Source organism: Micrococcoides hystricis, assembly GCF_042434215.1.
GTDB lineage: Bacteria > Actinomycetota > Actinomycetes > Actinomycetales > Micrococcaceae > Micrococcoides > Micrococcoides hystricis.
This window is the reverse complement of record NZ_JBHLUB010000031.1, coordinates 69,570-84,062: the sequence shown is the minus strand read 5'-3', so window position 1 is coordinate 84,062 and position 14,493 is coordinate 69,570. Positions and strand designations below refer to the sequence as shown.

Here is a 14,493-nt window from a genome sequence, read left to right as displayed (position 1 = left end):
TGGGGGTGCGGCCCAACTGGCTTTAACACCAAAATCTTAAGTCCCGAGCCCTTGGGCATCTTTCATGACATCGATCAGGGCCTGCAATTGATGCGGCAACCGGTTACGTTTACGCCACACCGCATGGACCGCCACCGGCGCCGGAGCCGGAGTGACTTCCACCCGCGCCACATTGTGCCCATCCATGGTCGTGTCCGAGGCGTGCCGCTGCAGCAACACCGCAACGCCCATGCCCCGGCCCACCAGTGCGCGAGTCAACTCGAAGTCTTGGCTGACCCAACGGATCTTCGGAGGCAGGTTCATCCCTTCGAACAGGGCCAAGGTGTGCACACGTGAGGGGTGCACGTCCATCATGATCAGGTTCTCCCCCGACAGCTCCTGCACTGTGACAGTCCCACGCGCCGCCCACGGATGGTCTGCAGGCACCAACACATAGGGGCGGCGAGCTGAGACCGGACGGCTCGTCAACTCGATCGGCCAGAACTGCTGATACATCAAGGCGATGTCCGCCTCACCGGAGACCAACATGTCCACCAACCGGTGCTGGTCGGTCGCCGTGAAGTTTACCGACAGCTGCGGGTACTGCTGTGTCAACCGGGTGATGACCTCCGGGATCAGCGCCGAAGCAATCGGGGTGTAACAGCCTAAGACCAATTGCCCGGAGATCGGCTCCTCGTCTCCGGCCCCGGAGAGGATCTCCGCCTGGCTGAGCAAATCTTGGGCGTGCGGCAGAAACCTCCGTCCGGCCGCAGTCAGCTCCACGCCCCGGGCTTTGCGCCGGATCAGCAGCTCTTCCCCCACCGCTTTTTCCAGCTCGGTGGTGGCCGCCGTGAGGGCTGAGACGGACATGTGCAGTCGCTGCGCGGCAGCCGCAAAAGTGCCCGCCTGAGCGACCGTTACGAAGATCTCGATCTGGCGCAACGTGAAGGTGAACATCCCCGCCCCCCAAAGTGAACTAAAACCGTAAATGTTATTCAAATATATACGCTTTTATTTGACTAGATGTTCTTGAGACAATCATCACAGGAGGGGTTCTCCCAATCCCCTCCGAGCACGTACCCCTTACCCCCGACCGGACCAACAACCACCATGACCTCATCGACCACTGCCCCAGCTCCGGCCCCTCCCGTCGCCGACTGGGTAACCATTGAAGATCTCTACCGAAACCCGTACCCGATTTTCCAGCGGATGCGCGAGCAAGGCCCCATCCACTGGGTTCCGGCCGTCAACCGGTACCTAGTCATTGGCTTCGACGAGATCGACCGGATTGACCACGACGCGGACACCTTTACCGCGAACGAAGAGCAATCACTGCAGAAAAAGGCCATGGGCCACTCCATGCTGCGCAAGGATGACCCGGAGCACGCGTACGAACGCAAACCGTTCACCCCTGCCCTCGGTCCACGCGGCGTCAAGAAGCATTGGGCCGCCATTTTCGAGAAGAACCTCGAGCACTTCCTCTCCGAGTTCGAGGCCAAGGCAGTCCGCGAAGGGGACTCTTTCCGCGGCGACATCCACAAAGACTTCGGCTCACCGTATGCCGCCCAGAACCTTGTCGACGTGCTTGGCTTTGAAAACGCCAGCTGGCAAGACCTGGCCCGGTGGAGCCAAGACATGATCGATGCCACCGGCAACTACGCCGACGACCCGGAAGTTTGGGCCCGCGGCAAGAAGGCCTACGACGAGGTCGACGCCGCTATCGAGGAACTCATCCCCAAGCTCACCGAGGAGCCGAACCACTCGCTGCTCTCCGGGCTGCTGCAGTACGGGATGCCGATCGAGTCCATCCGGGCGAACCTGAAAATGAGCATCGGTGGCGGCTACAACGAGCCACGCGATGCCTTCGGCACCACCGTGTGGGCGCTACTGGAACGACCGCACGAATACGCCAAGGTCGCCTCCGGCGAATACGACTGGCGCGACGCCTTCGACGAATCGGTCCGCTGGGTCGCCCCGATCGGGATGTACTCCCGCCAGACCACCCGCGAAGTCGAGATCGGCGGGGTAACCCTGCCTGCCAAGGCCAAGCTCGGGTTGTGCGTGGGTGCCGCAAACCGGGACCCGGCCCACTTTGAGAACCCGGAAGAATTCCAGATCGGCCCCAAACGCCAACACCTAGCTTTCGGCACGGGCGTGCACGCCTGCGCCGGCGTCTGGGTAGCTCGCTCCCAGCTGGCCGATCTTGCTTTCCCTGAAGTTTTCCGCCGCTTTAAGAACCTGCGGTTGGATCCTGAACGGCCCGCCACTGCTGGCGGCTGGGTGTTCCGCGGCATGCTTTCCTTGCCGGTGATATGGGACGCCGAATAAAAGCCCCTTGATCTCCCCATGGGCACAGCCCCACATCTGCTATCGGCACATGGTGGAACTGAAAAATGTCGGTGGCAGATGTGGGGCTTTTCGTTGCCCGTAATAGCGTCAAGTTTTTGGGCACAAACAAGCCCCAGCATCGAAATGCTGGGGCTTGTCCGTTTCAGAACACGTAACTAAGTGTTAGACACCTAGGTCGTTGTTCTTAGTTTCCTTGATCAGGGAGACCGCGATGAAGGAAACGAGTGAGATGACGATGATGTAGATACCGATCGACATGGTCGTCTTGGTAGCGTTCAACAGCGCCTGGGCGATCATCGGGGCGAAAGCACCGCCGACGATGGAGCCGATAGCGTAGGAGATCGCAACACCGGAGTAGCGGATATTCGCTGGGAACATCTCGGCGTACATAGCGGAGGTTGGGCCGTAGCACAGACCCTGACCTGGCATCATGATCCACAGTGCTGCACCGAACAGCAGGATGGAACCGATAGCACCTGCGTGGTCAATCAGCAGGAAGACCGGGATGATGGCGGCGGCCAACAGGATGTAACCAATCTGGTGCATCCGCACGCGGCCGATCTTGTCGGAGAAGGAGCCACCGATCATGGTGAAGAGCAACCAACCGAACGCGGCGATCGTCAGCGAGAGCACGACACCGGCTGGGTCCATGCTCAAGCTGTTGACGGCGTAGGAGGAGAAGAAGGCAATCACCAGGTAGCCGGCGGCGTTGTTGCCGGAGAAGGTCAGAGCAGCCTTGATGATGTCGCGCCAGTGGTTGCGGAACAGCTGGCCCAGTGGAGCGGAAGCTTCCTTGGCGCGCTCCTGCATCTCAACGAAGACCGGGGACTCTTCAGTCGCACGGCGGATGAAGATACCAACGACGATCAACACGATGGACAGCAGGAACGGAATACGCCAGCCGTAGTCCATGAAGTCTTCCTGGCTCATGCTGGTACGGACGAACCACAGGACGGCCGAAGCCAAGATCATACCGGCAGGAACACCGATCTGCGGGAAAGCACCGAAGTGACCGCGCTTGTGATCTGGAGCGTGCTCGACGCTCATCAGCACGGCGCCACCCCATTCACCACCAGCGGAGAAGCCCTGCGCAATACGCAGCAGAACCAACAGGATTACGGCGATCACGCCAGCCTGCTCGTAGGTTGGCAGCAGACCGATGAGTGCGGTTGCCACACCCATCAAGATCAGGGTCCACACCAGCATTCGTTTACGTCCGACCTTGTCACCAAGGCGGCCTACGATGATGGCGCCCAACGGGCGGAACAAGAAGCTCACACCGATGGTGGCGAAGGAAATCACCAGTTCCATGCCCGGGTTTGCTTCGGCCACTGGTGCGAAGAACAGTGGGCCCAAGACCAGACCAGCGGCCTGGGCGTAGATGAAGAAGTCGTACCATTCGATCGTTGTACCGATCATGGTACCGGCGAGAACGCGGCGCTCTTCCTTTCGCCGCTGTGCGTCTGGCATCGCATGCACAGTCGTTGTCATTTTGTCTCCCAATTTTTTAGGGTCTAAGACCCTATCCCCTCAGAGCCGGTGCTCGTGAGAAGTCTTTTAAAAAAAGTTGAACCAACTGAAGGCCAATCCCCTTACTGACCGTCCGTTCAGTTAGTGTTCGTGATTCAGCTTACAACACTTTTTTGACTGTGACCACAAAATTCATCATCATTTTCCAAGCGCCAGAGAAAAAACGTCACTAACCCCGGCGATTCTGCGGTTCGCGTCTCAGCGACACTAAGCGTCAGTCGAGGAATCATGAAGTTCTTCAACAATGCACTTTAGAGCAAGAAAAACTCGACCCAGCCTTGATCGACTAGATCGAGCTCTTCCAGCGAGCCATCACTTCAGCGCAACTTGAAGCGAACAGCCATTGTGCCCTTATCCCGCGCGGAATAGATCCACCCGTCACCGTTTGAATAACGACGCCATAGCTTGGATCCAACCCGAGAGCTTTCACAAGCCGCGAGAGAAGTATTTCCTTATGGTGTCGATAAAATATCTAGCTCGATTTCCCAACCAAGGGTTCACGAGCGTCACAGTTTGTTCTATATTAGAACAGTAGATTCTCTTATCGAACGTTGATCCAACTCTATTTGATCGTGGCGGGGTTCACAAGAGTTTTCTATGCACATTTTTCTTCTAGGAGCCGCTGCCGATGACACCCTCAACTCATTTCGAAGACCTCGGCCCGCTCTACACCTCGGAGCATTCACAGACGCTCTCGCGCGGCCTGCAATTACTTGAGATTCTCTCGAATGCCTCCGCGCGGTTGAGCATCAACGAGCTCGCGACCGCCTCCGGCTTTCACCGCTCAATCACCTACCGCTTGCTGCGGACACTCGAAGACCACCAGCTGGTCTCCCGCGGTCACGACGGACTCTACGAATTGGGTATCGGCTTAGTGGCACTGGCCCGCGGTGTGCAACACGATCTACAGACGGTGGCCGTTCCGGAAATGTCAGCGTTGGCCAACCAGTTCGGCACCATGGCCCTGCTGGTGGTCTGGGATCACGCTTCCTGCATCACGTTGGCCACGGTGGAACCGCGGGATACCCCGGCAGCTTTGGTTCAACATTCCGGGACCAGACATGGTTTTGCCACGGGTGCGCCGGGGTTGGCGATTCAGTCGGCGATCACCGAGCAGCAGTGGAATGCTATGAACCAAGAAGACCCGTATCGCCCGGAGGCATGGGAGGCGGCCGATCAGGGGTTTGCAGTCAGCCGCAACGAGGTCATCGAGGGCGTGTGTTCGGTCGCGGCTCCGATTCACCTGCACGCCTTAGATGGGTATATGTATCCGGCCAGCGTTGGGCTGGTGTTCTTGGACTCGATGTTCACCGACGATGATGTCCAGAAGCTGCTCGGACCGCGGGTCCAAGAAGCGGCCAAGCGAATCGAGCGTGAGCTGGGGGTCAGCGTCTGATCTGGCCGTGATGGTAGATGCGCTTCTGTAAGAAGTTCGCGGTGGCCGCCACCACGATGAGGGTGCCGGCGATCGCTGCTAAGAGGAAGCCGCCGCGGGCCCCATCAGCTTGGACCAGCAGGCCTCCGACCGCGTTGCCCACGCTGATGCCCAGTACGATCCCGGCCTGGGTGACAGTCATGGCCGTGGCCAACCGGGTTGGCGGGGTGTATTCGCTCACCGTCGAAAAGGTCGTGACCATGGTTGGTCCGACCGGCAGCCCCAGCAGCAGAAGCAACAGCACCACAACCCACAGCGGGGAGATGGCTTGGAAGGAGAGGATCCACGTCAGGATTGACAGGGCCACGGCTGAGACGAGCCAACGCGCACGGTTGGTAAAGTTCACCGGCCAGCTCGCCACCGATAACGCCGTGAAGCCGCTGACCAGACCCATGGCACCGTAAAGCAGGCCACCGCTGTCCCCCAGCCCTTGAGTCTTGGTGTAGGCGAGCACGGCAACGCCGGTTGCACCAAAGAACGTGCCCTGCCCGACCATGCCGGCGACGGGGAAGATGATCTGGGTCCACCACCGATCCGGGGTGACAGCCTCGTCTGCCCGCTTTTCTTGGAGCTTCTTGCGCTGCTCGGCCAGTGCACTCTGTTGATACTTGTGCACTACGCCAGCAATCGGATGGTTGGCGAAGGCACTGGCGAAGAACAGCACGAAGAGGGCCGCGAAGACAATGGCCAGCGCCGGGTTAAAGATACCGGCGACCAGTCCCACGAATGCCGGCCCGAGCGCGAAGCCCAGCTCATCCAGCGTGGACTCAAAGGACAGCGCGGTGTCCAAGTCCCGACGTTGATGGACAGGCTTACCGGGGTTCTGCAGTTCCGCCACCGCCATCCAGCGGGCACGGCCGAGCGGCGCCACCTGGGGTGTACTCAGACCCGCCAGTCCGGCAGCCGCGATCATCCACCAGGCGGAATATTCCGGGTAGTTGAAGGCGGCCAGCAGCATCCCCAGCAAGGCGACCAAGTTGAGGATCACCGTGACATTCATGACCCGCCGCTGACCAGTTCGGTCGGCGATCGAACCGACGATCGGACCGCCGATAGCGTTTCCGAGACCGGCTGCCGCGGTGGCGATGCCGCCGAAGATGAAGGAACCGGTGACGCTACTGACCAGGGTCAGGGTCCCGATGTTGATCATGGAGATCGGTAAGCGGGCCAGTCCACTGAGCCAGAGGTACCAGCCGCTGGTGAGCGTGTGGAGGCGCGCAAACCGCTGAAAAATATTCAGTTCAGTCTCTGACGACACTTCTATCCTGTCACGATGGTCGCACTCGACCCGTGAGTCGATGCGTCAATACGAATCTGGGTTGGAATGTCATTCTTCATGTCCTCCACATGAGAGACCAACCCAACTACTCGACCATAGTCGAAAAGACTGCGGATCGTTTTCATCACTTCTTCCAGTGTCGCCGAATCCAGTGACCCGAAGCCCTCGTCGATGAACAGGGTTTCCATCGAGACGCCACCGGATTCTTGTTGCACCACATCCGCCAGGCCCAGGGCCAGCGCCAGCGAAGCCATGAATGACTCGCCACCGGAGAGGGTTTGGGTTTCTCTCTCCTGGCCGCTCCAGGTGTCAAGTATTTGCAGCCCGAGCCCGGCCTTGGCGGTTCCGCGGCGTTCATCGTCGTACCGGATCTCGTAGCGGCCGTCGGTCATGGTCAACAAGTGTCGGCTGGCCTCGATCGCGACTTTTTCGAGCTTGGCCGCCAGTACGTAGATCGGCAGCGAGATCCTGCGCTCGTTGTCGGTACCATCGGCGACCGCAGCCACGTGTTCGGCATGCACCACGGCTGCCAAGGCTTCTTCGTGCTCGGAGCTGAGCAGGTGCAGGTCTTGGACGCTCTGGGCCAGCTGGCGGGCGAACCCGTTGAGTTCTCCGACTCGCTCTTGCTGGGTGCGCATCTGTTCTTGTGTCTGGGCCAGTTCCTGCTGCAGGCGTGTATGTTCTTCAGCCCATTGTGCTTGGCGGTCCTGACCCGTGCCGGACTCAGCTTCTTCGCCTGCTGCCTCGTCAGCTGCCAGGCTCGCCCCGTGCTGGCAGAGCTCCTGTTTGGCGAGCTCTTCAAGTTGTGCCGCTTCTTGTTCGTGGCTTCTTACTCGCTGCTCAATCGCGGTCAGGTCTTCCCCGCTGAGTCGAGCGGCCCGTACGGCTTCCACATCCGCAAAGTCTGACTCTGCTAGCCGGTCCGCGAGCGCGTCTTCAGCCTGCTCCGCGGAGGTCTTTGCTGCTTGCAAGGCCGTCGCCGCGGTCTGCACGTCGGCGATCACTTCGGCTTGCCGGTGGATTGTTCCTCTGGCCTCTTGGACGGAGCCGTACGCGTTTTCCCACGGGGCTGTGATGTGTACGCATGATTCTAGTTGTTCAGCTAAGGCAGCGCTGGTGGCAAGTTGTGCTTCCCGTTCCTGGCGCAGCGCGGCCTGTTGTTCCGTGAGCTGCTGCCGTTCAACCGTAAGCTGTTCGCAGCGTGCGAGCGCTGCGATGCGCTCATTCTGGCGTTGCTGCGCTGCCTGATGTTGCTCCGCCACATCGTCGATCCGCTGCTCGATGTACTCTTGGACGTCGTCACCAACAAGGTCTTCGGTTTTCTGCAGCTGGGTGAGATCGATTGTTGCTGTACCAGAGGTATCGGCGGTGGTTTGTTGCAGTCGGTGGCGGAAGTCATGAGCGGCTTGCAAGCTCTGTCGTTCGGCCTCGTGCAACGCCGTGGTGGCCCGTGCTAGCTCTGCTTCGGCGCGCTGCTCGGCATGTTGCGCAGATTCGAGTTGCTCGATGGTGACTAACGCAGTATCGGCGTCCTCGGCGCTCACGGCAGCCGGGTTTGGATGCTCCGTGCTGCCACAGACCGCGCAGGGCTCATCGGGCACAAGCTCCTGGGCGAGCAGCAACCGTGCTTGTGCGAAACGAAGTCTCAGCAGCCCGCTGTGCTTGTCCCGAGCCTCCAAGAACTCTTTCTGCTCACCGATCATCGCTTGGTGGCGTTCATCTTGTTCGGCGAGCAGTGCCACCAACGACGTCCGTAGGGGCGTGAGTTGCCGCAGCGTGTGTTCGGTGTCAGCGAGTTGTTGCAGCAGCTGAGTCTGGTCCGTGAGCTGTTCGAGGCTCTTTTCTAGGTTCTCCAGCTCGGTCGTCAGCTCCGTGGCGCGCGCTTCACTGCTGGCGAGTCGTTCGTTCGTGGCAGCAAGGTTCTTCTGGAGCGTGGCTTGCTGTTCCGTTATCGCGTCGGCTTGGGTGCGCGCCGAGACCGCTTGAGCCACAGATTCTTTGTCGCGTTCTAACCGCTCGCGTTGCACTTGGGTTTGCTCGTCGTCATCCAACCATGCAGGCTCATCAAAAAGCTCGGTTGCGACACTTCTGGCCTGGTCAGAGTTTTGCTGCGCAACGGCTAGGTCTTTGCCTGCGTTCTCGCGTTGTTGCACCTCTGACCAGATGTCCATGGCGGATCGATGCTCCTGCAGTCGCGAGCGCGCGCTTGCATACTCCTGCTGGCCCGCCTGGTGAACTTCGGTGCGCTGCCGATAGTTCTGGTACAGACGCCACGCTTCTTGGTCACGTTTGATCGCGTTCTGCCGCTCAGAAAGTTCCTGGGCGGTTTCGGAGAGCGTGGCGATCGTTGCGTTGACGGTCTCTTGTTCCCGCGTGCACAGGTCCTGGATCTGGCCCACGGCTTCATCGAAGGACAGCGGCACTTCCGGCTGATTCCAGTCCAAGACTTCGCCGGCGTGTGCCAAGACTTGTTCTTGGCGACGCTCTTGCGCTTCAAGCTGCGCTTGGACCTGTTTGCGTGCCTCAGCGGCGCGTTCCTTCAGCAGATCGGTGACTTGCTGGAAGCGGCCGGTGGCGAAGAGCCGCTCCAAGATGGGTCGGCGTTGCTCGCTGCGGGCGGTCAAAAATTCGGCGAACTCGCCCTGGGGCAGCATCATGACCTTGGTGAACTGCTCTCGGCTCAGGTGCACGATGTCTAGGATCTGGGCCCCGACCTCATCCTGACGGTTCGCCAATGGGATCAGGGTGTCACCGTCAACACGGCTGAGGTTCACGGTGCCGTTGCGTTTGACGAGCCGCCGCTTACCCCGGGTGCTGTATGCGCTGTGGGTGAGCCTGCGATGAATGTGGTACGTCTTCTCCCCCACGCTGAAGACCAGTTCTACTTCCGGCGGCAACGCGTTGAGGTCAGTGTTGTTGGAGACGACGGCTTCTGCCGAGTCGCCTCGCTTTTTCACAGGTTGGTTGTACAGAGCTAGGCAAATGGCGTCTAGGATGGTGGATTTCCCGGAGCCGGTCGGACCGGAGAAGAGGAACACGCCGGCGGCGCTGAGCTCGTCGAAGTCTAGGTCTTGGGGTGTGAGGTAGGGACCGATGGAACAGAATTTCAGGCGGTGAATCCGCATAGGGTGTCTCGGTCCTTCCTTAGTGGTTTTGCAGCTGTGCGCGCACCGTCTCGAGCGCGTCGTTGAAGCTGGCCCGGGTCTGTTCGTCGTAGTCGCGACCGGTCACGTGCGTGTAGAAGATCTGACAGATCTCTTCATCCGTGGTCACCTCGGCCAGCTGGTCCTGATAGGTCCGGTTAACTGCTTCCCGTGGAGTGAGCCGCTGGCGACGGAAGTCCAGCACGTTCCGGTACAGTCCCGTCAATTGCCGGTAGGCGTCGGTTGGCGGATCATCGTCGACCAAGGTCAATTGAACGAAGTGCTCAGCGTACTGGTCCACGAGTGTCTGCTCCGTGAGTTCGGAGAAGCTGCCCGACAGGACCGCAAGGGGAAGCTGTGCGCTCAGCGGCTCGGTCCAGATCTTCTCCACTGCCACACTGCCGTTTTCGGTTGCGTGGAAATCGACCAGCACCACTTGGTTGTTGTTGTGGACCTCGGAGAAGGAGAACTTGGTGAGCGAGCCGCTGTACCGGATGTGTTGTTCCCCCGCGACGATCTGCGGGCGGTGCAGGTGCCCCAACGCCGTGTAAATGAAGGGGGCGAACACGTCGGCGCTGACCGATTCGATGCCGCCGACCGCGATGCTGCGCTCACTTTCGGTCGTCACGGCCCCTTGCGCAAAGACATGCGCCAAGCAGACCGCTTGGGCACCGGGTTCATGCTGTCGCCGCTGCGCCAGGTCTTCGGCGATATCGGCCGAGACCTTTTCCAACAGCGCTTGGTGCGACATCTCCGTACCCAGCAGGGTCGCGTAGGCCCGCGGGTCCAAATACGGCACGGCGTAGATGTAGAGCGGGGCATCAGTTCCCGCCATGTCGAACCGGACCGGCTCCGTAACCTGATCCGGTGCCGTGTACAGGTGGATGCCGCCCAATGCTGTCGCGGCTCGGGCCACCCCCAGGCGCTCGGCCGAATCGTGGTTACCGGAAGACATGATCGCCGGAACACCCCGGGCCACCAGCTCCCCGATCATCCAGTTGTAGTTCGCCACCGCTGCCGCTGAGGGGATCGCCCGGTCAAAGATGTCCCCGGAGACCACCAGCACATCCACGTTCTTTCGTTCGATCAGATCTAGGATTTCTTGCAGCCCGGCCCGCTGCACGTCATCAATCCCGACCTTGTGAAAACTCCGACCCAGATGCCAGTCGGCGGTGTGAAGCATACGCATACCTTCTACCGTACCGCCGAGCACCTACAATGAATGCCATGGAGTATGCAGATCGCGTTCGCGGCGCCATCAGCGCCGGTGCCCTCGCCGATGCCCTCGGTGCCGTTGTCGAAAAAGACACACTGGCCACCATTCAAAAAGAGTTCGATGCCTCCGGGCTCCAAGGATTCGCTCACGTCCGGTCCGTCCGCCCGAGTGCCTTCACCGGCGTTGACGGACGCTTGCCTTTCACCGAGGACACCCAGCTGACGCTCTACACCATGGACGCTTTGATCGAGTTGATCGGGTGGGCCAACGAAGGTGTCGCCGCCGATGACGCCGCCTGCCTCTGGCTGGCCTACCTGCGCTGGTATCAGGGCCAGACCGGACAGCTGCCCGAAGGCATCCCGGTCATCCCGGGTAAGTTCCTCGACCAGCAACCGGGCATGGCCGTCAACCGGGGACCGGGCAAGGCCACCCTGGCTGGACTGGCCAGTGGCGAACAGGGCCATCCCAAGAAACCCGCCAACCCGGAGGCCACCGGTTCCGGCACGGTCATGCGTTCGCTCCCCTTCGGGCTGGTCCCCTATGTCCCGGTGGAGACCATGATTTCCATGGCGGCCAAGGGTGCGGCCCTAACGCACGGTCATCCGGATTCGGTCGCGGCCCCTATGCTGCTCACCGCCGGTATCCGCGCCATCCACGAGTATGAGATTCCCGTTGCCGAGGCATTCACCGAACGCTACTTGGCACCGGCCATCAGCCAGCTGCCCGCCGGGCAGCATGCCCACCAGAAGCTGGTCCACGCACACTCACTGGGCGTCGTGCACCGCGACTCCGGTCAAGTGCTGGTGGGCGACGCGCTGGTCGAAGAATTCGGCACCGGGCAATTCGCCGCTGATGCGCTGGCCATGAGCGTCTACTTGGCGGTGACGGCAGGACCCCGGCCCACGCAAGCGGATTTCACCAAGGCGGTCTTGCGCGCGGTGAACAATTCCGGAGACACCGACACGGTAGGTGCCCTAACCGGGCAGATCTTGGGCACGGCAGGGGGCATCGAGGTGATTCCCGCCGGCTGGCTCGCCGAGCTGGAACAACCGGATGTGGTTAACGAGATGCTGCGCCAGTGGTTGCAAACGATGCGCTAAGCGCGCCTTCCTCCGGCCAATTGCCCGAGAGCGCCTGGAAGAACTGAGCCTCCGAGAAAATCTCAATTTGTTGGCCAGCCGCTCGACGCTCCAGCACCATTTGAGCCTTCTTGGTCCCGGTGGACAGAGTCGGTTCACCGCGCAACAGATCCCGCGGGTCAAAACCGTCACCGATGACCAAAATGGTGGTCTTGTTGATGACACGGTTGCCGGTTTGAGCCCCGCATTCGGCAGCAAGGTTCTTCGCCTCTTGCCGGGAGATGTGCAGGCCTCCAGTGAAGACAATGTGCTGGCCGAACAGCGGGTGTTCCGGGTCGGCGTTGCGATTCGGTTCGGGGTTGGTGCCTTCTTGCGGCCACAGGTCCCACTGCGGGCCGGGCAGCGCGCGAGCCGCCACGTTGCGGGCCGCATCATAAATGCCCTCGGTCGCCATGGCATCCCGGGTCGCCTTGGAGAACACCGTTTCTCCCGGCACGTACTCCGGTGAAAGCTTCAACGCGATCTCACTGCGGGCCAAGGCGGTGCCCAGATCCGGGGCTTGGACGCTCTTGCAAATATCCACCACGATGGCAGCGCAGGCGTCCGCATCCGCTTGAGCGTTGTGGTGATCGGTAATCTCCCAGCCGGCTGCGGCCGCCGCGTTCGGTAGCGCGTAGGAGGCCAGCTCGTAGTTGCGGCGGGCCAGTTGCAGCGAGCAGGCGTAGTGGAACGCCGGCACCGCTAGTTCGGACACTTCCGCGCCCGAGCGGATCACGCCCACATCGAAGTTGGCGTTGTGGGCGACCAGCGGGTCGTGACCCACGAAGTTCATGATGTTGCCGAACAGCTCGGCGAATCGGGGCGCGTGCGCCACATCGGCTTCGGTGATCCGGTGAATGGACACGTTGCGGGGGTCGAACACGTCATAGCCGGCCGGTGGGCGCATCAGCCAGTGGGCTCGTTCGGTGACGACCCCGTTCTCGACGCGGCTCAGGCCGACGGAGCAGGCGGAGCCGCGGAAGGAGTTAGCTGTTTCAAAATCAATGGCGACGAAGCGAACACTCATGATGAAAGGGTTGCCACCACCGCATCTTTCAACTCGGCCAGTGCCCGGGCACGGTGGCTGATGGCATTCTTTTCCGCGGCCGTGTATTCGGCGAAGCTGCGTGGAGTTCCCGCCAGGTGCTGGCCTTCATCCGGGATGAACACCGGGTCATAGCCGAAACCGCCGTCGCCCTGAGGTGCCGTGGTGATCGCCCCGCGGACGACGCCGACGCCGGCAGTGGTGGCACCCTCCGGGGTGGCCAAGGTCGCCACGCAGCGGAATTCGGCGCCGCGGTGTTCGGCCTTGACGTCGGAGAGTTGAGCAAGCAGCAGTTCGTAGTTCTCCCGGTCGGCCCCGTGGGTGCCGGACCAGCGGGCAGAGAAGATCCCCGGTGCCCCACCTAGGACATCCACGCACAGCCCGGAGTCGTCGGCAATGACCGGCAGCCCGGTGGCCTTGGCTGTGATGGTGGCCTTCAGCGCGGAGTTCTCGGCAAAGCTCACGCCGTCCTCGACGATGTCGGGCACGGAGAAGCCGGAGAGGTCTACGATCTGTTCGGCGGGCACGACATCGGCCAGCAACTGGCGTAGTTCGGCCAATTTGCCTTGGTTTTTGGTGGCGAGAATGATCCGTGGTTCGCTGCTCATGGGCATCGATTCCTAGGCCTGCTGGTTGAGCGTCTCGTGCTGGATCAGGGACAGCTCTGCGCAGCCGGCCAACGCCAGATCCAGCATGGCGTCCAGCTCGTCACGGTTGAACGGCACCCCTTCGGCGGTGCCTTGGACCTCAACAAAGTCGCCGGAACCGGTGACCACCACGTTCATGTCGGTCTCGGCGCGAACGTCTTCCACATACGGCAGATCCAGCATCGGCACCCCGTCGATGATGCCCACGGAGATCGCGGCGACCGAGTCCTTCAACGGGTTAACAGATTCCTTGATGATGCCTTGGGCTTTGGCCCAGTTGATGGACTCAGCTAGGGCCACGTAGGCGCCGGTGATGGCCGCGGTGCGGGTGCCGCCATCGGCTTGCAGGACGTCGCAGTCCAGCACGATGGTGTTTTCCCCCAGCGCGGTGGTGTCGATGATGGAGCGCAGCGAGCGGCCAATCAGCCGTGAGATCTCGTGGGTGCGGCCGCCGATCTTCCCCTTGACCGATTCCCGGTCGTTGCGGGTGTTGGTGGCCCTCGGCAGCATGGCGTATTCGGCGGTGACCCAGCCGCGGCCTTCGCCCTTGAGCCAGCGTGGCACCCCTTCGGTGAAGGAGGCGGTGCACAGTACGCGGGTGTTGCCGAACTCGATCAGCGCCGAGCCTTCGGCGTGTCCGGCCCAGCCGCGGGTGATGGAGATGGAGCGTAGTTCGTTGGTGGCCCGACCATCGGCGCGGACCTGTTGGGTTTGGCTCGTCATCAGTCTTGATCGTCCTTACGATGCGAAAA

The 14,493-nt window shown here is 61.2% G+C and carries 11 protein-coding genes; 3 read left to right on the top strand and 8 right to left on the bottom strand.

Going from position 1 to position 14,493, the window contains the following annotated elements:
* Positions 1-36: 36 nt before the first annotated feature.
* On the bottom strand, positions 37-936 hold the full coding sequence (locus tag ACFFFR_RS09545) for a LysR substrate-binding domain-containing protein (protein ID WP_377459917.1): 900 nt from the start codon (positions 934-936) through the stop codon (positions 37-39).
* Between the two features lie 153 nt (positions 937-1,089).
* Here ACFFFR_RS09545 and ACFFFR_RS09540 point away from each other — a divergent pair, with 153 nt between their 5' ends.
* A complete protein-coding gene (locus ACFFFR_RS09540) occupies positions 1,090-2,307 on the top strand; it encodes a cytochrome P450 (RefSeq protein WP_377459916.1) in 1,218 nt (405 codons plus the stop codon).
* A 183-nt stretch (positions 2,308-2,490) separates the two neighbouring features.
* Here ACFFFR_RS09540 and ACFFFR_RS09535 read toward each other — a convergent pair whose 3' ends face one another.
* Positions 2,491-3,819 (bottom strand): MFS transporter, encoded by a 1,329-nt coding sequence (locus tag ACFFFR_RS09535; protein ID WP_377459914.1) that lies wholly within the window; start codon positions 3,817-3,819, stop codon positions 2,491-2,493.
* Positions 3,820-4,486: 667 nt separating this feature from the next.
* Here ACFFFR_RS09535 and ACFFFR_RS09530 point away from each other — a divergent pair.
* Positions 4,487-5,254: an IclR family transcriptional regulator gene (locus ACFFFR_RS09530; protein WP_377459912.1), complete on the top strand. Its 768-nt coding sequence runs from the start codon at positions 4,487-4,489 to the stop codon at positions 5,252-5,254.
* Here ACFFFR_RS09530 and ACFFFR_RS09525 read toward each other — a convergent pair.
* The 3 genes from ACFFFR_RS09525 to ACFFFR_RS09515 are packed head-to-tail and all read right to left on the bottom strand — an operon-like array spanning position 5,244 to position 10,904.
* Positions 5,244-6,551, bottom strand: a complete 1,308-nt coding sequence (locus ACFFFR_RS09525) for an MFS transporter (RefSeq protein ID WP_377459910.1) — start codon at positions 6,549-6,551, stop codon at positions 5,244-5,246. The genes ACFFFR_RS09530 and ACFFFR_RS09525 overlap by 11 nt on opposite strands.
* Positions 6,552-6,553: 2 nt before the next feature.
* On the bottom strand, positions 6,554-9,697 hold the full coding sequence (locus tag ACFFFR_RS09520) for an AAA family ATPase (RefSeq protein WP_377459909.1): 3,144 nt from the start codon (positions 9,695-9,697) through the stop codon (positions 6,554-6,556).
* A 19-nt stretch (positions 9,698-9,716) separates the two neighbouring features.
* Positions 9,717-10,904 (bottom strand): exonuclease SbcCD subunit D, encoded by a 1,188-nt coding sequence (locus tag ACFFFR_RS09515; RefSeq protein WP_377459907.1) that lies wholly within the window; start codon positions 10,902-10,904, stop codon positions 9,717-9,719.
* A 38-nt stretch (positions 10,905-10,942) separates the two neighbouring features.
* Here ACFFFR_RS09515 and ACFFFR_RS09510 point away from each other — a divergent pair, with 38 nt between their 5' ends.
* Complete coding sequence (locus ACFFFR_RS09510; protein WP_377459905.1) at positions 10,943-12,031, top strand: ADP-ribosylglycohydrolase family protein; 1,089 nt, start codon at positions 10,943-10,945, stop codon at positions 12,029-12,031.
* Here ACFFFR_RS09510 and ACFFFR_RS09505 read toward each other — a convergent pair.
* From ACFFFR_RS09505 to rph, 3 genes are read right to left on the bottom strand one after another with little or no spacing between them, the layout of a single operon-like run.
* Positions 11,991-13,076 (bottom strand): exonuclease domain-containing protein, encoded by a 1,086-nt coding sequence (locus ACFFFR_RS09505; RefSeq protein ID WP_377459903.1) that lies wholly within the window; start codon positions 13,074-13,076, stop codon positions 11,991-11,993. The two genes, ACFFFR_RS09510 and ACFFFR_RS09505, sit on opposite strands and share 41 nt — an antisense overlap.
* A complete protein-coding gene (rdgB, locus tag ACFFFR_RS09500) occupies positions 13,073-13,708 on the bottom strand; it encodes an RdgB/HAM1 family non-canonical purine NTP pyrophosphatase (protein WP_377459901.1) in 636 nt (211 codons plus the stop codon). The genes ACFFFR_RS09505 and rdgB overlap by 4 nt, the downstream gene beginning before the upstream one ends.
* A gap of 6 nt (positions 13,709-13,714) precedes the next feature.
* On the bottom strand, positions 13,715-14,464 hold the full coding sequence (gene rph, locus ACFFFR_RS09495) for a ribonuclease PH (protein WP_377459899.1): 750 nt from the start codon (positions 14,462-14,464) through the stop codon (positions 13,715-13,717).
* Between the last annotated feature and the right edge of the window lie 29 nt (positions 14,465-14,493).

Bases quoted from the DNA above. Each gene is read 5' to 3' on its own strand.
- ACFFFR_RS09545 (WP_377459917.1), bottom strand. From the start codon at position 936: ATGTTCACCTTCACGTTGCGCCAGATCGAGATCTTCGTAACGGTCGCT.
- ACFFFR_RS09540 (WP_377459916.1), top strand. From the start codon at position 1,090: ATGACCTCATCGACCACTGCCCCAGCTCCGGCCCCTCCCGTCGCCGAC.
- ACFFFR_RS09535 (WP_377459914.1), bottom strand. From the start codon at position 3,819: ATGACAACGACTGTGCATGCGATGCCAGACGCACAGCGGCGAAAGGAA.
- ACFFFR_RS09530 (WP_377459912.1), top strand. From the start codon at position 4,487: ATGACACCCTCAACTCATTTCGAAGACCTCGGCCCGCTCTACACCTCG.
- ACFFFR_RS09520 (WP_377459909.1), bottom strand. From the start codon at position 9,697: ATGCGGATTCACCGCCTGAAATTCTGTTCCATCGGTCCCTACCTCACA.
- ACFFFR_RS09515 (WP_377459907.1), bottom strand. From the start codon at position 10,904: ATGCGTATGCTTCACACCGCCGACTGGCATCTGGGTCGGAGTTTTCAC.
- ACFFFR_RS09510 (WP_377459905.1), top strand. From the start codon at position 10,943: ATGGAGTATGCAGATCGCGTTCGCGGCGCCATCAGCGCCGGTGCCCTC.
- ACFFFR_RS09505 (WP_377459903.1), bottom strand. From the start codon at position 13,076: ATGAGTGTTCGCTTCGTCGCCATTGATTTTGAAACAGCTAACTCCTTC.
- rdgB (WP_377459901.1), bottom strand. From the start codon at position 13,708: ATGCCCATGAGCAGCGAACCACGGATCATTCTCGCCACCAAAAACCAA.
- rph (WP_377459899.1), bottom strand. From the start codon at position 14,464: ATGACGAGCCAAACCCAACAGGTCCGCGCCGATGGTCGGGCCACCAAC.